The 18,103-nt window shown below is 76.7% G+C and carries 17 protein-coding genes and 1 pseudogene; 8 read left to right on the forward strand and 10 right to left on the reverse strand.

Annotated features, from left to right (window positions below; genetic code table 11):
* Positions 1 to 57: 57 nt before the first annotated feature.
* The 8 genes from ACQUFX_RS15010 to ACQUFX_RS15045 are packed head-to-tail and all read right to left on the reverse strand — an operon-like array spanning position 58 to position 8,914.
* Entirely contained in the window at positions 58 to 1,041 is a 984-nt protein-coding gene (locus ACQUFX_RS15010; protein WP_428966634.1) for a DNA topoisomerase IB, read from the reverse strand.
* Positions 1,025 to 1,981, reverse strand: a complete 957-nt coding sequence (locus ACQUFX_RS15015) for a glycosyltransferase family 9 protein (RefSeq protein WP_428966635.1) — start codon at positions 1,979 to 1,981, stop codon at positions 1,025 to 1,027. The genes ACQUFX_RS15010 and ACQUFX_RS15015 overlap by 17 nt, the downstream gene beginning before the upstream one ends.
* Entirely contained in the window at positions 1,978 to 2,676 is a 699-nt protein-coding gene (locus ACQUFX_RS15020; RefSeq protein WP_428966636.1) for an SDR family oxidoreductase, read from the reverse strand. Before ACQUFX_RS15020 ends, ACQUFX_RS15015 begins: the two co-directional genes overlap by 4 nt.
* Positions 2,673 to 4,136 carry a PfkB family carbohydrate kinase gene (locus ACQUFX_RS15025; protein ID WP_428966958.1) on the reverse strand — a complete coding sequence of 488 codons (1,464 nt, stop codon included), beginning with the start codon at positions 4,134 to 4,136 and terminating at the stop codon, positions 2,673 to 2,675. The genes ACQUFX_RS15020 and ACQUFX_RS15025 overlap by 4 nt, the downstream gene beginning before the upstream one ends.
* An 11-nt stretch (positions 4,137 to 4,147) precedes the next feature.
* Entirely contained in the window at positions 4,148 to 5,095 is a 948-nt protein-coding gene (locus ACQUFX_RS15030; RefSeq protein ID WP_428966637.1) for a D-sedoheptulose-7-phosphate isomerase, read from the reverse strand.
* Positions 5,095 to 6,312 (reverse strand): glycosyltransferase, encoded by a 1,218-nt coding sequence (locus ACQUFX_RS15035; protein ID WP_428966638.1) that lies wholly within the window; start codon positions 6,310 to 6,312, stop codon positions 5,095 to 5,097. The genes ACQUFX_RS15030 and ACQUFX_RS15035 overlap by 1 nt, the downstream gene beginning before the upstream one ends.
* Positions 6,297 to 7,274 carry a glycosyltransferase gene (locus tag ACQUFX_RS15040; RefSeq protein ID WP_428966639.1) on the reverse strand — a complete coding sequence of 326 codons (978 nt, stop codon included), beginning with the start codon at positions 7,272 to 7,274 and terminating at the stop codon, positions 6,297 to 6,299. The genes ACQUFX_RS15035 and ACQUFX_RS15040 overlap by 16 nt, the downstream gene beginning before the upstream one ends.
* Positions 7,271 to 8,914, reverse strand: a complete 1,644-nt coding sequence (locus ACQUFX_RS15045; protein WP_428966959.1) for an HAD-IIIA family hydrolase — start codon at positions 8,912 to 8,914, stop codon at positions 7,271 to 7,273. Before ACQUFX_RS15045 ends, ACQUFX_RS15040 begins: the two co-directional genes overlap by 4 nt.
* Before the next feature lie 347 nt (positions 8,915 to 9,261).
* On the opposite strand from ACQUFX_RS15045, the gene ACQUFX_RS15050 reads away from it, so the two are divergent.
* The 3 genes and pseudogenes from ACQUFX_RS15050 to ACQUFX_RS15060 form a co-directional block, all read left to right on the forward strand.
* A complete protein-coding gene (locus tag ACQUFX_RS15050; RefSeq protein ID WP_428966640.1) occupies positions 9,262 to 9,708 on the forward strand; it encodes an SRPBCC family protein in 447 nt (148 codons plus the stop codon).
* On the forward strand, positions 9,705 to 10,706 hold the full coding sequence (locus tag ACQUFX_RS15055) for an SDR family oxidoreductase (RefSeq protein ID WP_428966641.1): 1,002 nt from the start codon (positions 9,705 to 9,707) through the stop codon (positions 10,704 to 10,706). Before ACQUFX_RS15050 ends, ACQUFX_RS15055 begins: the two co-directional genes overlap by 4 nt.
* A gap of 84 nt (positions 10,707 to 10,790) precedes the next feature.
* Positions 10,791 to 11,552, forward strand: a pseudogene (locus tag ACQUFX_RS15060) (polyprenol monophosphomannose synthase); the annotation flags it as partial.
* A 381-nt stretch (positions 11,553 to 11,933) separates the two neighbouring features.
* Here ACQUFX_RS15060 and ACQUFX_RS15065 read toward each other — a convergent pair.
* Positions 11,934 to 13,535: a phytoene desaturase family protein gene (locus ACQUFX_RS15065; protein WP_428966642.1), complete on the reverse strand. Its 1,602-nt coding sequence runs from the start codon at positions 13,533 to 13,535 to the stop codon at positions 11,934 to 11,936.
* Between the two features lie 72 nt (positions 13,536 to 13,607).
* Between ACQUFX_RS15065 and ACQUFX_RS15070 the strand changes: the two genes are divergently transcribed.
* Entirely contained in the window at positions 13,608 to 15,041 is a 1,434-nt protein-coding gene (locus ACQUFX_RS15070; RefSeq protein ID WP_428966643.1) for an aldehyde dehydrogenase family protein, read from the forward strand.
* A 75-nt stretch (positions 15,042 to 15,116) separates the two neighbouring features.
* On the opposite strand, the gene ACQUFX_RS15075 is transcribed toward ACQUFX_RS15070, so the two are convergent.
* Positions 15,117 to 15,521, reverse strand: coding sequence for a ChaB family protein (locus ACQUFX_RS15075; protein ID WP_428966644.1), 405 nt, complete (start codon positions 15,519 to 15,521; stop codon positions 15,117 to 15,119).
* Positions 15,522 to 15,753: 232 nt separating this feature from the next.
* On the opposite strand from ACQUFX_RS15075, the gene ACQUFX_RS15080 reads away from it, so the two are divergent.
* The 4 genes from ACQUFX_RS15080 (at position 15,754) to ACQUFX_RS15095 (ending at position 18,065) form a co-directional block, all read left to right on the forward strand.
* Entirely contained in the window at positions 15,754 to 16,746 is a 993-nt protein-coding gene (locus tag ACQUFX_RS15080; protein ID WP_428966645.1) for a YihY/virulence factor BrkB family protein, read from the forward strand.
* Positions 16,747 to 16,810: 64 nt separating this feature from the next.
* Positions 16,811 to 17,227, forward strand: coding sequence for a DUF2795 domain-containing protein (locus tag ACQUFX_RS15085; protein ID WP_067372806.1), 417 nt, complete (start codon positions 16,811 to 16,813; stop codon positions 17,225 to 17,227).
* Positions 17,228 to 17,278: 51 nt separating this feature from the next.
* Positions 17,279 to 17,740: an SRPBCC family protein gene (locus tag ACQUFX_RS15090; protein ID WP_428966646.1), complete on the forward strand. Its 462-nt coding sequence runs from the start codon at positions 17,279 to 17,281 to the stop codon at positions 17,738 to 17,740.
* Positions 17,741 to 17,801: 61 nt separating this feature from the next.
* Entirely contained in the window at positions 17,802 to 18,065 is a 264-nt protein-coding gene (locus tag ACQUFX_RS15095) for a hypothetical protein (RefSeq protein ID WP_428966647.1), read from the forward strand.
* The last annotated feature ends 38 nt before the right edge of the window (positions 18,066 to 18,103 follow it).

Genomic DNA, 18,103 nt, shown 5'->3' on the forward strand with positions numbered 1-18,103 from the left:
CGGCCCCGCTCCCCCGCCGGCCCGCTCCCCCCGCCCCGCCCGTCACGTCACGCCACGTCACGCACCGGTCAGCAGGGCGAGCACCGAGCGCTCCGCCGCCGCCCGGGGTGTGCCCGCCACCACCTGCGCCACCACCCCGTCGTGGTACAGGTCGACGATCCGGGGGTCGACGTAGGACGTCCGCGCCACCGTCGGGGTGTTGCCGAGCAGGTCGGCGACCTCGCGCATCACCGCGGCCACCGCCCGGCGGCGGCCCGTCGCCGAGCGCGGCCGGTCGGCGGTGGCCAGTGCGGTCGCGGCCAGCACGGTGGCGTGCCAGGTCCGGAAGTCCTTGGCGGTCATCTCCCCGCCGCTGGCCAGCCGCAGGTACCCGTTGACCTCGTCGCTGCGCACGTCCCGCCAGGTCCGGCCGTCCCAGTAGCCGAAGAGCTGCTCCGCCGCCCGTCGCCGCCGACGCAGGTCGACCAGCACCCGGCACAGCTGGGGGTCGTCGATCCGGCGGACCTGCTCGACGCCGCCCTTGGCGGGGAACTCCAGGACCACGCACCCGCGCCGGGACCGGGCGTGCTCGGGGCGCAGCGTCGCCACCCCGAACGTGGGGTCGTCGCCGGCCGCGTACTGCGCGCTGCCGATCCGGAACGTCCCCATGTCCAGCAGCCGGGCCACCGTGGCCAGCACCCGCTCCCGGCCGAGCCCCCGGCCGTCCAGGTCCCGCGCCACCCGGTCACGCAGGTCCGGCAGGCGCCGGGCCACCTCCAGGACGTGGTCGAACTTCGCCTCGTCCTGCCGGCGCCGCCACTCGGGGTGGTACAGGTACTGCTTGCGGCCGGCGGCGTCGATGCCGGTGGCCTGGATGTGCCCGTTCGGGTACGGCGAGATCCAGACGTCCCGCCAGGCCGGCGGGACGACCAGGTCCCGCAGCCGGGCCAGCTCGTCGGGGGCGCGCACCGGGGCGCCGGCCGGGTCGAGGAAGGCCCAGCCCCGGCCGCGCCGCCGCCGCCCGTACCCCGGTCTGCCCGGATCGCTACGCCGCAACCGCACCGGACCCACGCACCGCCCGTTCCACCTCGTCCACGGCGGCCAGGACCTCCTCGACCCGCAGCGCCGCCAGCCGTGGATCGGTTCCTACCCCGGCGCCGGCCGCTCCACTCGCCGTCCCCACGTGCAACGCGCGGTGCCAGGGTCGCTCCGGCGGTGGCCCCCAGCGCTCCGGCGGCACCGGCCCGAAGAGGACCACCGAGGCGGTGCCGTAACCGGTGGCGAGGTGGGCGACCCCGGTGTCGCCGCTGACCACCAGCCGGGCGTCGGCGACGAGGGCGGCGAGCCCGGCCAGGTCGGTCCGCCCGGCCAGCACCGACCCGGCCGGCAGGCCCGCCCGCCGCGCCACCCGGTCGGCCAGGTCCCGCTCCCCCGCCGAGCCGGTCACCACCACCCGGTGCCCCCGGTCGGCCAGCGCGGCGGCGACGGCCGCGAAGCGGGCCGCCGGCCAGCGCTTCGCCGCGATCTTCGTACCGGGGTGCACGACGGTGACCCCGGCCGGCGGGTCGGTGCCCGGTGGCCGGCGCAACGCCAGGTCGGCCGGGTCGGCCGGGATGCCGTACCAGTGCAGCAGCCGGCACCAGCGGCGCACCTCGTGCTCGGTGTCGTCCCACGCCGGCCCGTCGGTGTGCCCGGCCTCGGGGCAGCGGAAGGCGAGCAGCCGATGCGGGCCGGTCGCGGCGAGCAGCCGGTGCGACCGGGGGCCCCGGCCGTGCAGGTTGACCGCGAGGGCCGGTGCCGGGCCGGGCCAGGCCGGGGCCGCGTCGAGGCCGTCCAGCGGGACCGTCCGGTCGACGCCACCGACCAGGTCGACCAGCGGGGCGAGCCAGCCGGGCACGGCCACCACCAGCTCCCGACCGGGGTACGCGGCCCGCAGCCCGCGCAGCGCCGGCACCGCCGTGGCCAGGTCGCCGACGCCGAGGGCCCGCAGCACCAGGATCACGGGTACGACGACTCCCGCTCGGCGCAGACCACCATCTCCCGGACCGCGCACCCGGGCGGCTGGGAGAGCGCGAACAGGACCGCCGCCGCCACGTCGGCCGGCTCGTTGAGCGCCGCGTCCGGGCCGGGGCGGTACTGCGCGTCCCGGTCGTCGAAGAACGCGGTCCGCATCCCGCCGGGGATCAGCAGGGTCACCCCGACCGAGCCGGCGAGTTCGGCGGCGAGGGCCCGGGTGAACCCGACCACCCCGAACTTCGCCGCGCAGTACGCGGTGGCGTCGGAGACGGCCTTCACACCGAGCGTGGAGGCGACGGTGACGATGCTGCCCCGGGCGTGCTCCAGGAACGGCAGCGCGGCCCGGATCACCGCGGCGGTGGCCAGCAGGTCGACGGCGACGATCCGCTCCCAGGTCTCCCGGGGCAGGTCGGCGAGCTTGCCGGGCACGTCCGTGCCGGCGGCGGTGACCACGGCGTCCAGGCCGCCGGAGCGCTCGGCCAGCCGCCGGGTGCCCTCCTCGGCGGCCCTCGTGTCGGCGAGGTCGCACTCCACCCACGGCACCCCGTCCCCGGGCGGGCGCCGGTCGAGCACCAGCGGCCGGCCACCGGACCGCGCCACGGCGGTGACCACCGCCGCGCCGAGCCCGCTGGACCCGCCGGTGACCAGCACCGTCGGCCCGGCCCCGGGAGGCGCGCTCACCGGGTCCGCCCCACGCTCGGGCGGGCCGGCGTCGACAGGCCCGGCTCCGGGCCGCCGGAGCGCGCCGCGGCGATCAGGTCGGTGGTGGAGCGCCCGTCGAGGTACGGCACCACCACCGTGTGCCCGCCCCACCGGCGCAGGATGTCGGCCTCGGGCAGCGCCGGTTCGTCGCCCGCCCCGGTGGCGTAGTCGCCACCCTTGACCCACACGTCCGGGCGCAGCCAGGACAGCGTCGCGTGCGGGGTCGACTCGTCGAAGACCAGCACGGCGTCGACGCAGCTCAACGCGGTGAGCAGCCGGGCCCGGTCGGCCTGGGACACCACCGGGCGGTCGGCGCCCTTCAGCCCCGCCACGCTGGCGTCGGAGTTGAGGCAGACGATCAGGCAGTCACCGAGTTGGCGGGCCGCCTGGAGGGTCGCCACGTGACCGGCGTGCAGCAGGTCGAAGCAGCCGCCGGTGGCCACGACGGTCCCGCCGGCCGCGCGTACCCGGGCCGCCACGGCGGCGGCCGGGCCGACGCCGACGCGGTCCCCGGCGGCCAGCGGCGTACCGGGCCGGTCCGGGGGCGGCGCCGGTCGGGCCGGGGCCGGCAACGCGCCGGCCACACCCCCGCCCGCCACGTACGCGCAGGCCTCCGCCACCGCCCGCTGCACCGCCTCGGAGACCAGGGCGCCCTGGGCCAGGGCGATGGTGGCGGTGGCCGCGAACCGGTCACCGGCTCCGCAGGTGTCCCCCTCGGCGCTGGCCGGGGTGGGCACCATCAGCGGGGTGGAACCGGCGTGGCTCAGCAGCGCGCCGTCGCCGCCGAGGGTCACCGCGACCGCGCCGGCCCGCCACCGTTCCCGCAGGCCCTGGGCCGCGCGGGAGGCGGTGGCGAGCCGGGAGCCGCCGGTCGCGACCTTCGCCAACTCGCGGGCCTCCGCCTCGTTCGGCGTGGCCAGGCGCACCCCGGGCACCGGGGCCGGGCCCCGGGGGTGCGGATCCCAGACCACCGGCGCGCGGGTCGCGGCGAGCGCGGCCCGCAGCGCCGGGTGCCCGGCGACCCCGCGCCCGTAGTCGCTCACCAGCACCGCACCGGCGACGGCGATCAGCCGGAGCACCGCCTCGCCGGGATGTCCCGGCTCCTGCGCCCCGCCGCCCCGGTCGTGCCGCAGCAGCACCCGCCCCCGGGCCCGCAGCCGGATCTTCTCCGCGGTCGCCCCGGCCAGCGACAGCGGGTACACCTGCACTCCGGCGGCGGTGAGCAGGCTGCTCAGCCGGGCCCCACCGGCGTCGTCGGCGAGCGCCGTGACCAGGGCCACCTCGGCGCCCTGGGCGGCGGCGAAGACCGCGGCCAGGCCGGCGCCGCCGGGCCGGTCGACGGACGCGGTCTCGTCGAGCACCGGTACCGGCGAGTCCGGACAGAGCCGGTTCACCACCCCTTCCACGTCCCGGTCCAGCAGGGTGTCCCCGACCACCACCACGGGTCCCGTCACGGTCGCCTCCTTCGCGCGCCCCGGTCCGCCGGCCGCGGATCGCGGTCCGCCGGCCGGCCCTCCACCACCACCTCGACCCCGGTCCGCACCGGACCGGCCCCGCCCGCCCCGGCCGGCTCGTCCTCCGCACCGAGCGGTACGCCGGTCCGACCCGGTGCCCCGCCGGCCGGCTCCGCCGCCGCGCCCGGCGTCAGGCCGACCGGTACCGCCGCCGCGCCGACCGGCCCCGGGCCGGCGGCCCCGGTGGCCGGGGCGGTGTCGGGCGGGGCGGTGTCGCCGACGGCCAGCAGCCCGGACCGGGCGGCCCGCACCGCCGGCAGCGCCCGGTCGACGTACTCGCAGAGCAGGTGCGTGGAGACCAGGTGCAGCTCCTGCACCACCTGGCTGTCCGGGGAGTCGATGGCGAGGGTCTCGTGGCAGGCGTCGGCCAGCGGGTTGGGGGTGGGGCCGGTGAACGCCCAGCAGCGCAGGCCGGTGTCCCGGCCGGCGCGGGCGGCGGTGATCAGGTTCGGGCTGCTGCCGCTGGTGGACATCAGCAGCAGGACGTCCCCGGGCCGCCCGTGCGCCCGGACCTGACGGGCGAACGCCTGCTCGTACCCGTAGTCGTTGGCGATCGCGGTCACCGCGGAGGTCTCCGCGTGCAGGGCGATCGCGGACAGCGGCTCCCGGTCGTCGCGCAGCTTGCCGACGAGTTCGGCGGTGAGGTGCTGGGCCTCGGCGGCGCTGCCCCCGTTCCCGGCGACCAGCAGCCGCCCGCCGAGACCGAGGTGCCGGGCCAGGTCGACCCCCCACCGGGCCAGCAGCCCGGCCGACTGACGGTACGGCAGCAGCGCGGCGGCCAGGTGCGCCAGGTGCTCGTCGAGCAGGTTCCGCCCGGCTCCCGGGGCGCCGTCCAGCGGGTCGGGCGGACCGGCCGGGCCGGGCCGGACGGGGGTACGCGGCATCAGGCCACCACCCGCGTCGGCCGGCGTACCGTGGCCACCTCGTGGTACACCTCGGCCAGCCGCTCGGCGGCCGTCGCCCAGGAGTAGCAGCGACGGGCCCGTTCCAGCGCCGCCGTGGCGTACGCGAACCGGCGGATCCGGTCGGTGAGCAGCCGGTCGATCGCCTCGCCGAGGGCCCTCGGGTCGCGGGCCGGCACCAGGTCCCCGGTGACCCCGTCGACGACGGTGTCCCGGATGCCGCCGACCGCGGTGCCGACCACCGGGATGCCGCAGGCCATCGCCTCCAGCGGGGTCAACCCGAACGGCTCGTACCAGGGGGCGGCGACCAGCACGTCGGCGGAGCGGTACCAGCGCCCCATCTCCTCCCGGGGCACCGCCCCGACCAGCCGGACCCGGTCGGCCACCCCGCACGAGCCGGCCAGCGCCCGCAGCCGGCGGGCGTACGGGTCGGACTCCAGCAGCCCGGCCGGGGGGCCGCCCACCACCACGCACTCGGCGTCGGGGACCAGTTCCATCGCCCGGATGACGGTCTGGAACCCCTTGCGCTCCACCAGCCGCCCGACGGTGAGCACCCGGGGCCGGTCGGGATCGATCTCGGCGGCCGGGCCGAGCGGGGCGAAGGTGCCCAGGTTCACCCCGGACGGGATCACCGTCATCCGGGACCGGGGCACCCCGAGGCGGACCAGTTCGCCGACCTCGTCGGAGCACTGGGCGATCACCCGGTCCACCGAGCGGCCGAGTTCCAGCTCGTAGGCCACCCGGCGGGCCGGGCTGGTGTCCTGCGCGCCCTGGTACCGGCGCTTGACCGTGCCCAGCGCGTGGTACGTCTGCACCACCGGCACCCCGACCTGCCGGCCGGCGGTCAGGGCGGCCAGCCCGCTCATCCAGAAGTGCGCGTGGACCACCTCGGGCACCCAGTCACCGCCCCGCCAGCGGTCGGCCAGCCAGCGGCTGAACGGGGCCATGTGCGGCAGCAGCGCGTCCTTGGCCAGCGGCTCGGCCGGCCCGGCCGGCACGTGCAGCACGTCGTAGCCGTCCGGGCTGCGGACCGTCACCGGCAGGTCGACGGCGTCCTGCCGGGTGTAGACGCGGACGTCGTGGCCGGCGGCGACGAGCGCGGCGGAGAGCTCCGCGACATGCGTGTTCTGGCCGCCGGCGTCCTCGCCGCCGAGGACGGCGAGAGGGCTGGCGTGCTCCGAGATCATCGCGATGCGCATACTTCCTCCTCCAGCAGCCGGTCCCAGTCCGCGAGGAAACGGTCCAGGCCGTAGCGGGCCCGCGCGGCCGCGCGGGCCTCGGCGCCCGCCCGCCGGGCCACCGCCGGGTCGGCGATGAGCCGCCGGGCGGCCTCCAGCAGGTCGTCGACGCGGGTGGACAGGGCCCCCGCCTGCGGGGGGACCGCCCGCACCGCCTCGGTGGCGGCCAGGGTGACCACCGGCATCCCCATGGACATCGCCTCGATCAGGCTCAGCCCCAGCGAGGTCCACCGGCACAGGTGCAGGTAGGCCCGCCGCCGGGCCAGCTCGGCGTGCATCCGCGCCTGGGGCACGTCGTCGTGGCTGGTCACCCGCTCCTCGGGGAGACCGAGGTGGGCGGCCAGGCCGGCCACGCCGAGGCCGTACACGTCGAGCGGGGCGACGGCGGCGAACCGGGGCAGCAGGTCGGTGCCGGTGACCCGCCACCGGCGGACCGGCTCGTTGATGACCACGGCGAGCCGGTCGAGGTCCCCGCTCCACTCGACGCGCGGCGGGACCACGCCGTGCTCGACGACCGTGGTCCGGGTCCGGCCGGTGTCCCAGAACAGGTCGTTGCAGTGGGTGACGTGGGTGACCAGCAGGTCGTCCCGGTCGGCCATCGGGTGCCGGGAGTTCGGGACGTTCCCCTCCTTCGGGGTGTTGTGCTCGACGTAGATCGCCGGCAGGTCCCGGCCGGGCCGGCGACCGGTCCACCGCTCGACCAGCTCCACCTCCTCCGGCCGTTGGAGCAGCACCACGTCCACCGGGGCGGCCCGCAGCTCCGCCGGGCCGACCTCGACGGCACTGGCCGGCCACGGGTACGTGCGGGCCCGGCCGAGACCGTACGGGCCCCGGTCGGGCGTGGTGGGGATCAGGTACCGGTGTCGGCCGTGCACGAAGGCCGTGGTCCAGGAGCCGTGCACGTGCCAGAGCAGGACGTTCATCGGCCGCCCCCGCCGCTGGTGGAGACCCGGCCGGCCCGCCGGTGGGTGGGCCCGCCCGACGCGGCACCGGCCGGCGGCGGGGTGGCGGGGGCGGTCGGGCGCGGTCCGGGCACCGGCACGCCGAGCAGGCGTACCGCGTCGACCACGTCGGCCGGGTCGATGCCGGTCAGGCAGGGATGGCCGGGGACGGGACAGGCCGCCGCCCGGGTGTCCCGGCAGGGCGCGGTCGGGTCGCCGAGCCGGACGGCGGGCACCCGCCACGGCCCCCACTGGCCGTACGGGACCGTCGGCGCGAAGAGGCTCACCACCGGTACGCCGAGCGCGGCGGCCAGGTGCGCCGGCCCGGTGTTCCCGACGACCAGCGCGTCGGCCCGGGAGATGAGGGCGGCGAGGTCCCCGATCCCGGTCCGGCCGCCGAGGTCCACCCCGGCGCTGCCGGCCACCCGGGCGGTCAGCTCCCGCTCGCCCGGCCCCCCGGTGACCAGGACCCGGTGCCCGGCCGAGGCGAGCGACCGGACGATCCGGGCCGCCAGCTCCGGCGGGCAGGCCCGCGCGCCGGCCGCCGACCCGGGATGCACGACCAGGTACGGCCGGGGCGGCCCGTCCCCGGCGGCGGGCGGCCGGATGCGCAGCGCGGGCTGGTCCCCCGGTGGCAGCGGGAACCCGGCCGCGGCGGCCAGGGAGAGCGCCCGTTCCGGCTCCGGCACGCCGGTCGGCACCCGGTGCCGCACGTCGATCAGGCTGCCCGGGTAGTCGTCGCTGATCGCGCTGACCCGGCCGACCCCGGCCAGCCGCAGCAGCAGGGCCAGGGGCAGCGCGGACTGGTGGTAGCTGGTGAACACGACCGCCTCGTCCGCGTCGATCCGGCGCAGCCGGTCGACCAGGGCGGTCATCCCGGCCGGGTCCACCGGGGCCGGCGCCGGGTCGATCCAGGGCAGCGCGTGCTCGACGACGGCGGACACCCCGGGCAGCAGCTCCGCCGCCGCCCGGCCGCGCGGCCCGCACAGCAGCACCACCCGGTCGGCGTACGCCGCCACCGCCCGGATCGCCGGCCCGGTGACCAGGACGTCCCCGGCGGAGTCGCTGCGCGCCACCAGGACCGTGCCGACGCGGCGCCGGGACGGCCCGGTGATCGACCGCTGCCGGTCGAGGATCTGCGCCACCGCCGACGGCAGGTCGGCGGCCACCCACCCGGCGGCGGCCACCTCGACCGGCCGGGTCACCGGCGTCGGCACCAGCAGGCCGGTGGCGCCCGCCGCACCGGCGGCCACCATGTCCCGGCCGATGTCGCCGACCAGCACGCAGCGCGCCGGGACGGTGCCCAGTTCCCGGGCCGCCGCCCAGACCAGCCCCGGTGCGGGCTTGCGGCAGCCGCACCCGTCGGTGTCGTCGTGCGGGCAGACCTGCCAGGTGTCGACGTGTCCCACCAGTTCCTCGACCCGGGCGTTGACCCGCGCCAGGTCCCCGGCCGAGAAGTGCCCCCGGGCCAGCCCCGACTGGTTGCTCACCACGCCGAGACGCAGCCCCGCCGCCCGCAGCCGGTCCAGCGCCGCGCGGGCCCCCGGCACCGGCCGCACCCGGTCCGGGTCACCGTTGTACGGCACGTCCTCGATCAGCGTGCCGTCCCGGTCGAAGAGCACCGCGTCGTACAGGCCCGGCCCGGAGGCGGCCCGGTCGGCGTCGGACCGGCCCGGGGCGGACGCGGCCCGGTCGGCGTCGGCGTCGGACCGGGTCGGGCCGGACGCGGCCCGGTCAGTACCGGAGGGAACCCCGGCTGACCTGCGCTGATCCGGCTCCTTGCGGTCCTGTCGCACGGGCCGCGGGTTCCCGGCGCCCCGGGGAGTAAACATCATCTCCCGCGGTCCGGATCACCGCGGCAGGCATCGGGCCCGGCGTCCCCGGCCGCTTGCCGCCTTACCCGCCGCCCCCGAGAAGCTAACCCGTCACCTGGGCATACCCGGCGGTCCCCCGGGGTACCGGGGGCACCGTGGCAATCGTGGAAAAGGTGATCGACGCACCCCCGGAGCAGGTCTTCGACGTGCTGGCCGACGGGTGGACGTACAGCGACTGGGTGGTGGGCACGGCGCACATCCGCGACGTGGACGACACCTGGCCCCGGGTCGGCAGCCAGTTGCACCACCGGGCGGGCCCGTGGCCGTTCTCCCTGGAGGACTCCTCGACGGTGCTGCTCTGCGAACCACCGCACCGGCTGACCCTGCGGGCCGAGCTGTGGCCGGCCGGCGAGGCGATCGTGGTCTTCACCCTGGAGCCGGTGGACGGCGGAGCCACCCGGGTCCGCCTCGGCGAGGACTTCGCCGCCGGCCCGCTGCGCTGGCTGCGCAACAAGCTCAACGACCTGGTGCTGCACCAGCGCAACAAGGAGACGTTGCGTCGGCTATCCGACATCGCCACCCGGCAGAAGGGTGACCAGTGACCCGGACGGTGGTGGTGACGGGGGCCAGCGCGGGGGTCGGCCGGGCCGTCGCCCGCCGGTACGCGGCGCGCGGCGCCCGGCTGGCGCTGCTCGCCCGGGGCGCGGCGGGGCTCGCCGCCGCCGAGCGGGACTGCCGGGAGCGGGGCGCCGCCGACGTGCGCTGCTACCAGGTGGACGTGGCCGACGCCGGGGCGGTCCAGCGGGCCGCCGACGACGTGGTGCACCACTTCGGCGGCATCGACGTGTGGATCAACAACGCCATGGCGTCGGTCTTCGCCCCGGCGTGGGAGATCCCGGCCGCCGAGTTCCGCCGGGTCACCGAGGTCACCTACCTCGGTACCGTGCACGGCACGCTGGCCGCGCTGCGGCACATGCGCGCCCACGGGCGGGGCGCGATCGTGCAGGTCGGCTCGGCGCTGGCGTACCGGGGCATCCCGTTGCAGTCGGCGTACTGCGCGAGCAAGCACGCGGTGCAGGGCTTCAACGACTCGCTGCGGGCGGAGCTGCTGCACGACTGCCCCGGGGTGACCCTGTCGATGGTGCAGCTCCCGGCGATCAACACGCCGCAGTTCTCCTGGGTGCGGACCCGGCTCCCCCGGCACCCGCAGCCGGTGCCGCCGATCTTCGCGCCAGAGGTGGCCGCGCGGGCGGTGGTCTGGGCGGCCGAGCACGGCCCCCGGGAGCTGAACGTCGGCGGTCCCACCTGGCGGACCCGGCTCGGCAACGTCCTCTTCCCCGGGCTGCTCGACCGTGTGCTCGCCCGCAGCGGCTACGACAGCCAGCAGACGTCGACCCCGATCGACCCGACCACCTGGCGGGACAATCTCGACCGGCCGGGTGACCAGGACCGGGACCACGGCGCCGAGGGCGTCTTCACCGACCGGGCGCACCGGCGGTCGGCGGCGCTCTGGGTCGGCACCCACAAGACCGCCGTCTCCGCCGCCGCGCTCACCGGGCTCGCCGTGCTCGTAACCGGCCTGGTCCGCCGGCTCCGCTGAGCCGGATGGGGAGCCTGACAAAACGGCCATGAACAACTGGCTACCCTCTCTGGGTACCCTGTCGGCAAACCGAGGATGTCCGTCATGATCGAACCCGTGCAGTTGCCCTCGCCGTGGCGGGATGCGCGCCTGACCGTCGTGGTCCCCACCTACAACGAGGCGGGCAACCTCCCGGTACTGGTCGACCGTCTCCTTGCCCTGCCCCTGCCCGGACTGCGGATCCTGGTCGCCGACGACAACTCCCCGGACGGCACCGGCGAGGTCGCCGACAAGCTCGCCGCCGAGCACCCCGGCCGGGTCCAGGTGGTGCACCGGGCCGGCAAGGAGGGCCTGGGCCGGGCGTACGTCGACGGCATCGGGCGGGCGCTCGACGGCGGCGCGGAGTACGTCGCCCAGATGGACGCCGACCTGTCCCACCCGCCGGAGGCACTGCCCGGGATGCTCGGCGCGCTGCTGTCGACCCAGTCCGGGGTGGTCATCGGCTCCCGGTACGTGCCCGGTGGCCAGCTCGACGAGGCGTGGCCGCTGTACCGGCGGGCGCTCAGCGGCTGGGCCAACCTGTACGTGCACACCCTGCTGCGGGTCCGCATCCGGGACCTCACCGCCGGTTTCAAGATCTGGCGGGCCGACGCGCTGCGCGACATCGGGCTGCACCGGGTCCAGTCCAACGGTTACAGCTTCCAGGTCGAGATGCACTACCTGGCCACCAAGCTGGGGCACACGATCCTGGAGGTGCCGATCCGGTTCGAGGAGCGGCGCGACGGCGCGTCGAAGATGACCACCGCCACCAAGATCGAAAGCGCGCTGATGCCGTTCAAGCTGCGCAGCCGCCACCGCAACCTGGACGACGCCCCCGCCACGGCGGGCACCGACCGGGCCCGCGGCGCCGCCCCGGCCACCACCGCCGTCCCGGCGCAGCCGGCGCCGGCCACCGAGCCCGCCGCCACGAGCGGCAAGCGCAAGCGCCGGGCCGCGACCCAGGGCGCGGGCGGTGGCACCACCGGGGCCACGGGCGGGGCCGCCGGGGGCGACGTCACGCCGGCCGGCGCCGAGCACGCGCCGGCCACCGCCGCCACCCCGAACCCGGCACCCCGCACCCGTACCCCGGCCAAGGGCAACCGGTCGACGAAGAAGTCCGCCAAGGGCAACCGCAGCGGTCGCCCGACCCCCCGCCACTGACAGCCACCCGCCGAGCCCACCCGTCCCCGGTCGCCGGGGCGGGTGGGCTCAGCGGTAGACGGTGCGGTGGGCGGCGGCGATCAGCCGGGCGTACCCGGCGCCGCTGAGGGCCCGGTCGCGGGCCAGCGCGGCACGGGCGGCGTTCGCCCCCGGGGCCCCGTGCACCCCGCCGCCGGGATGCGCCGAGGCGCTGGCCAGGAAGAGCCGGTCCACCGGCGTGTCGGCGCGGCCGAGGCCGGGGATCGGGCGCAGGAAGAGCTGCTGGTACGCGGCGGAGGTGCCGGCGCCCAGCGCCCCGCCGACCAGGCTCGGGTTCTCCCGCTCCAGCTCCGCCGGGCCGGCCACGTGCCGCCCCACCACCAGCCGGCGGAACCCGGGTGCGGCGTCCTCCAGCACCTGTTCCACCCGGTCCAGGTGTGCGGTGAGGTCGTCGGCCCGCCAGGCCCGGCGGAACGGCAGGTGGGTGTACGCCCACAGCGACTCGGTGCCCGGCGGCGAGTGGCTCGGGTCGGCCACGCTCATCTGGCCGACCAGCAGGAACGGGTCCCGGGGCAGCCGCCCCCGGGCCAGGTCGGCGGCGTACCCGGTCAGGCCGTCCAGGTCCGCCCCGAGGTGCACGGTGCCGGCGGTGGCCACCGCCCGGTTGGTCCACGGCACCGGCGCGGAGAGCGCCCAGTCAATCTTGAGGGTGGAGCCGTCCCAGCGGAAGTGGGCCAGGTCCTCGACCAGCCGGGGCGGGAGCAGCGCCGCGCCGACCAGGTCCAGGTAGAGCGCGGGGGCCGGCACGTCGGCGAGGACCGCGCGGCGGGCCCGCCACCGCCCGCCGTCCACCGTGCGGACGCCCATCGCCCGACCCCGGGCGGTCAGCACCCGGTCCACCCGGGCGTGGTGGACGATCCGCCCGCCCCGCCCGGTCAGCCGGGTCACCAGCGCGTCGGTGATCCGTTGCGCCCCGCCGACCGGCACCGGCCAGCCGATCTGCTGGCCGAGCATGGCCAGCAGCCAGCCGTACACCCCGGAGCCGGCGTCCTCCGGGGACAGGTCGGTGTGCAGGGCGCAGCCGGCCAGCAGCGCCGGGCCGCCCGCCCCGGCGAAGAGTTCGTCGCCGAGTTTGCGGACCGGCAGCACCAGCCGGCGGGCCAGCCGCAGCGCCCCGCCGACGTGCAGCCGGCGCAGCAGTTCCACGCCGCCCCGCACCGGCGGGAACGGGGTGGTGATGCTGGTCAGCATCGGCTCGGCCACCGACCGCCAGTCGGCGTACGCGTCGAGCCAGCGCCGGCCGTCGCCGGGCGCGAACCGCTCCAGGGAGTCGGCGGTGACGGCGGGGTCCCGGTTCAGCACGGCGGCGCGGTCGTCGGGGAAGAGGTGGGCGAGCACGTCCGGGGCGTGCCGCCAGGTTAGCCCGTACCGGTCGAGGTCCAGCCCGGCCAGCACCGGGGAGGCGTACCCGAGCGGGTAGAACGAGCTGTACAGGTCGCTGAGGTAGCCGGGGGCGGTGACCTCGGCGGAACGGACCGCGCCGCCGGACTTCCCGGTGGCCTCCAGGACGGCCACGTCCCAGCCGGCGTCGACCAGCAGGTTCGCGGCGACCAGTCCGTTGTGCCCGGCGCCGACGACGACCGCGTCCACGGTCTCGGTGGGGGTGGTCATCGGATCCGGCTACCCCCGGACCAACCGGGCGAAACGTGTTTGACCAGGCCGGGCCGGGGCATCCAGCGCCGCATGTACCGGGTTGAGCAGCTCATCGGTGGAGTATGGGGCGCGGGCGGCGACGGCGGTGAACTGGTGGTCGCCGACCCGGCGGACGGATCGCCGGTCAGCACCGCGCCGGTGGCGACGCCGGACGAGGTGGCGAAGGCGGTCACGGCGGCGCGCGGCGCGGCCCCCGGCTGGGCGGGTACCGCCCCGGCGGAGCGGGCGGCGGCGCTGCGCCGGGCGGCCGACGCGGTCGAGGCGGCGGCGGAGGAGCTGGCCCAGGCGACCACCGCCGAGATGGGCAAGCCCCTCGACGACGCCCGGGGCGGGGTGGCGGCCGGCGTCGGGACGCTGCGCCAGTACGCCGAACTCGGGCCGTTGCGCGGTGGGCGGACGCTGCACGGCGCGGCGGACGCCCTCGACTTCATGCTGCCCGAGCCCCGGGGCGTGGTCGCCGCGATCACCCCGTGGAACGACCCGGTGGCGGTCTCCTGCGGGCTGCTCGGCGCGGCCCTGGTCACCGGCAACGTGGTGCTCCACAAGCCGAGCGAGCGGACCCCGGCCACCGGGTGGCTGCTGGCCCGGACCCTCGACGGGGTGCTCCCACCGGGCGTGCTGTCGCTGCTGACCGGCGGCGCGGAGGTCGGCGCGGCGCTGGCCGGCCAGGAGGTGGACGTGGTGGCGCACGTCGGCTCGACCGCGACCGGTCGGGCCGTCGCGGCGGCCTGCGCCCGTACCGGGGCCAAGGCGCTGCTGGAGAACGGCGGCAGCGACCCGCTGATCGTGGACGCGGGCGTCGACCCGGTCTGGGCCGCCGAGCAGGCCGCGCTCGGGTCGTTCGCCAACGCGGGGCAGATCTGCGTGGCGGTGGAGCGCGTCTACGTGCACCGGGACCTCGCCGAGGACTTCGTCGACCTGCTGGTGGAGCGGGCCGGGGCGCTGCGCGTCGGGCCGGGACGCGACCCGGGCACGCAACTGGGACCGCTGGTGGACCGACGGCACCGTGACCACGTGCACGGGCAGGTGACCGCGGCGGTGGCCGAGGGGGCGCGGCTGCGCGCCGGGGGCACGCTGCCCGACGGGCCCGGAGCGTTCTACCCGGCCACCGTGGTCACCGACTGCACCGACGAGATGGCGCTGGTGCGGGAGGAGACGTTCGGGCCGGTCGCCCCGGTCGTGGTGGTCGACTCGTTCAGCGAGGCGCTCAAGCGCGCCGCCCGGTCCCCGTACGGGCTGGGGGCGACGGTGCTCACCGGGTCGATGAGTCACGCCCGGCGGGCCGCCCGGGAACTGCCGGTCGGCACCGTCAAGATCAATGCTGTCTTCGGTGGCGCCCCCGGCGGAGCCGCCCAGCCCCGCCGGGGCAGCGGCCAGGGCTTCGGGTACGGCCCGGAACTGCTCGACGAGATGACCGCCACGAAGGTCGTGCACCTCGCCGCCCCCGCCGACGGCCACTGGTGAGCGTGTAAGGAGGGGTCCCTTCTTAACCGATACGGTTAAGAAGGGACCCCTCCTTACACTTCGGGCCGTAGCTGCTCAGCGGCCGCCCCGGGCCTGACGGGTCTGCCGGTCGTTGGCCTTCTGGATGGCCTTGACCAGTTCCGGCTTGGTCATCGTGGAACGGCCCTTGACGTCCAGTTCGCGGGCCACCGTCATCAGGTGGTCCTTGGTGGCGTTCGCGTCCACCCCACCGGCGGTGGGCGCGCGCCGGGCCGGGCCGCCGCCGGCCGCCTGCTGGTCGCTGGGGCCCTTGCGTCCCTTGGGCTCCCAGTGGTCGCCCACCTTCTCGAACTCGTGCTTGAGGGAGGCGAAGGCGGTCCGGTGCGCCCGTTCCCCCTCGCCGTACGTCTCCACCGCCGAGTCGTGCGTCTTGGCCCACGTGCGCTGCGCCTTCTCCGGGGAGCGTCGCAGCGTGCTGGGCAGTACCTCGCGCCCGGGCATCTCGTCCTCCTCCGCGTCGTTGTCCGCTTCCCTGACCGTTCCCCGGGGCGCCGGTGCGAAACTCGCCGCCGGCCCCGGGGCGGCGAGGTCGGCCCTCGCCGCCCCGGGACCAGGCACGCGGGCCCGGCGGGTTTGTCGTTTACCCCGCCGGGGTACCGGCCGGCGCAGACGAGCCGCCCGGCGCCGGCGACCCCGCCCGGCAGTCCCCGCGACCGGGCACAGGGAGCGGGTCATGGCGGCGACGACGGAGCCGGTCGGGGCAGGCAGCGCGGCCGGTGGGGCCGCCCGGCCGCGGGTACCCCGGCGGATACGGCAGTTGAGCTGGCGCACCTGGCGCGGGGTGCTGGTGCGCAGCGGGCAGAACTTCCTCAAGGACAACTGCGTGGACTGGGCCGCCGCGCTGACCTACTACGGGGTGCTGGCGGTCTTCCCGTCCACCGTCGTGGTGGTGGCGCTGGTCGGGCTGGTCTCCGACGGCGAGCAGACCGTGGACACGGTGCTGGACCTGGCCCGGGAGATGGGGGCCGGGTCGATCGTGGGCAACGAGGGCTTCGTCGGGGTGGTCCGGGGCGTGGTCGACCAGCAGAGCGGGGCGCGGGCGCTGCTCAGTTTCGGCCTGCTCGGCGCGCTCTGGTCCGCCTCCGGCTTCATCAGCTCGTTCACCCGCGCCTCGAACACCATCTACGGGGTGACCGAGGGGCGTCCGGTGTGGAAGCTGCGGCCGTTGCAGATGGGGCTGGCCGCACTGGCCCTGGTCCTGCTGGCGCTGGTCGCCGTCGGGCTGATCGTCAGCGGGCCGGTCGCCGACGCGCTGGGCGACCTGGTCGGCGCGGGCGGCCTGGCCCTGACGATGTGGAACGTCGCCAAGTGGCCGGTCCTGGCCATGATCCTGATGGCGCTGCTCTCCCTGCTGTTCTGGATCGCGCCGAACGTCCGCCAGCCCCGGTTCCGCTGGCTCACCCCGGGCGGGGTGGTGGCCCTGCTCTCCTGGGGCCTGGTCACCTTCGGTTTCGGCCTGTACGTCGCCAACTTCGGCTCGTACGACGTCACGTACGGCAGCCTCGGCGCGGTGATCGCCTTCCTGGTCTGGCTGTTCCTGTCCAACTGCGCGCTGATGCTCGGCGTGCAGGTCAACGCGGAGCTGCAACGGGGCCGCCGGTTGCAGGCCGGTGAGCCGGAGCCGGCCGACCCACCGCTGCCGCCCCGCTCCCCGGCCGATTCGTGACGCCGGGGGACGCGCCGGGTCGGGGTCCGGTTTACCCGGGTCCTCCACGGGTAGCGCAGAAGGCATGGAACGTGGCAGCAGCAAGCACTCACCGAGGCTCGACGACCAGATGAGCCAGGAGGTGGACGGCCTGATCCAGGGGCCGGGCACGGCGGGCTCCCGCGTCGACGAGTTCCGTGAGCCCGAGCCGGCCGGCGAGGACCAGCCGGAGGCCCGTACGGCACCGGGTGGGCCCCTGCGCAGTGGGTCGCCCCAGGGCATGACCTCCGGCGACGTCGAGGAGCGCAGCCGGCTCGGCCGGTTCATCGGGTTGTCGGCGCTGCCCGGCGACCGGGACACCCTGGTCCGCAACGCGCGGGACAACGACGCCCCGGACGACATCGTCACGGCGCTGGAGGGGCTGCCACCCGGCATCCCGTACCGGACGGTCTCCGAGGTGTGGGCCGCGCTCGGTCACAAGAACGAGACGACGCGCTGGTGAGCGGGTCACCCCCGACCCGGGCAGTCGCCGGCGCCCAGAGGAGGATCCCTGATGAGTGGCGTTACTGAGCATGTCGACGTGTCCGTCCCGATCCGCACCGCCTACGACCAGTGGACCCAGTTCGAGGAGTTCCCCCACTTCATGGAGGGGGTCGAGGAGGTCCGGCAGCTCACCGACACGATGACCCACTGGCGGGTCGAGATCGCCGGGGTGCAGCGGGAGTTCGACGCCGAGATCACCGAGCAGCTACCCGACGAGCGGGTCGCCTGGCGGTCGACCGGCGGCACCCAGCAGGCCGGGGTGGTGACCTTCCACCGGCTCGACGAGAAGAACACCCGGGTCACCCTGCAACTGGAGTTCGAGCCGCACGGGGTGGTCGAGCAGGCCGGCGACAAGCTGGGCGTGGTGGACCGCCGGGCCAGGGGCGACCTGGAGCGGTTCAAGCGGTTCATCGAACGGCGCGGGCAGGAGACCGGTGCCTGGCGCGGCCAGGTGGACCGGCCGCAGCCCTGAGCACCCCGGGCCACCCGACGGGGGCTGTTTGCGGTCACCCCGCCCGGGTACGGCTGTGGGCATGACGGAGAACGACGGCAGGGTGTGGCGCGACGAGGAGCGTACGTCGCTCGAGGAGCTGGACCGGGCGATCGCGCGGTCCCCGGTCGACGGCCAGTCCGACGACGTCACCGGCAACGACGCGGGCGCGGAGGCCGAGTTCGGCCACGGGCCCGAGGCGGTGGACCGGGGCGCGTCGCCGAGCGGACGCGCCCGCGAGATGACCGACGAGGAGCGCGCCTACCGCCCCTCCACGACGGGACGGACCGGCCCGGACAGCATGTGAAGCCGGGTCGCCTGCCCCACGGCCGCACCGCCGGGAAC

The sequence above is a fragment of the Micromonospora fluostatini genome (genome assembly GCF_050410825.1).
Taxonomy (GTDB): Bacteria; Actinomycetota; Actinomycetes; order Mycobacteriales; family Micromonosporaceae; genus Micromonospora; species Micromonospora rosaria.

What these genes read in the sequence shown, in the direction of transcription:
- ACQUFX_RS15075 (WP_428966644.1), bottom strand. Translation starts at nt 15,521, where the DNA reads ATGCCCGGGCGCGAGGTACTGCCCAGCACGCTGCGACGCTCCCCGGAG.
- ACQUFX_RS15070 (WP_428966643.1), top strand. Translation starts at nt 13,608, where the DNA reads ATGTACCGGGTTGAGCAGCTCATCGGTGGAGTATGGGGCGCGGGCGGC.
- ACQUFX_RS15090 (WP_428966646.1), top strand. Translation starts at nt 17,279, where the DNA reads ATGAGTGGCGTTACTGAGCATGTCGACGTGTCCGTCCCGATCCGCACC.
- ACQUFX_RS15040 (WP_428966639.1), bottom strand. Translation starts at nt 7,274, where the DNA reads ATGAACGTCCTGCTCTGGCACGTGCACGGCTCCTGGACCACGGCCTTC.
- ACQUFX_RS15080 (WP_428966645.1), top strand. Translation starts at nt 15,754, where the DNA reads ATGGCGGCGACGACGGAGCCGGTCGGGGCAGGCAGCGCGGCCGGTGGG.
- ACQUFX_RS15085 (WP_067372806.1), top strand. Translation starts at nt 16,811, where the DNA reads ATGGAACGTGGCAGCAGCAAGCACTCACCGAGGCTCGACGACCAGATG.
- ACQUFX_RS15035 (WP_428966638.1), bottom strand. Translation starts at nt 6,312, where the DNA reads ATGCGCATCGCGATGATCTCGGAGCACGCCAGCCCTCTCGCCGTCCTC.
- ACQUFX_RS15030 (WP_428966637.1), bottom strand. Translation starts at nt 5,095, where the DNA reads ATGCCGCGTACCCCCGTCCGGCCCGGCCCGGCCGGTCCGCCCGACCCG.
- ACQUFX_RS15065 (WP_428966642.1), bottom strand. Translation starts at nt 13,535, where the DNA reads ATGACCACCCCCACCGAGACCGTGGACGCGGTCGTCGTCGGCGCCGGG.
- ACQUFX_RS15095 (WP_428966647.1), top strand. Translation starts at nt 17,802, where the DNA reads ATGACGGAGAACGACGGCAGGGTGTGGCGCGACGAGGAGCGTACGTCG.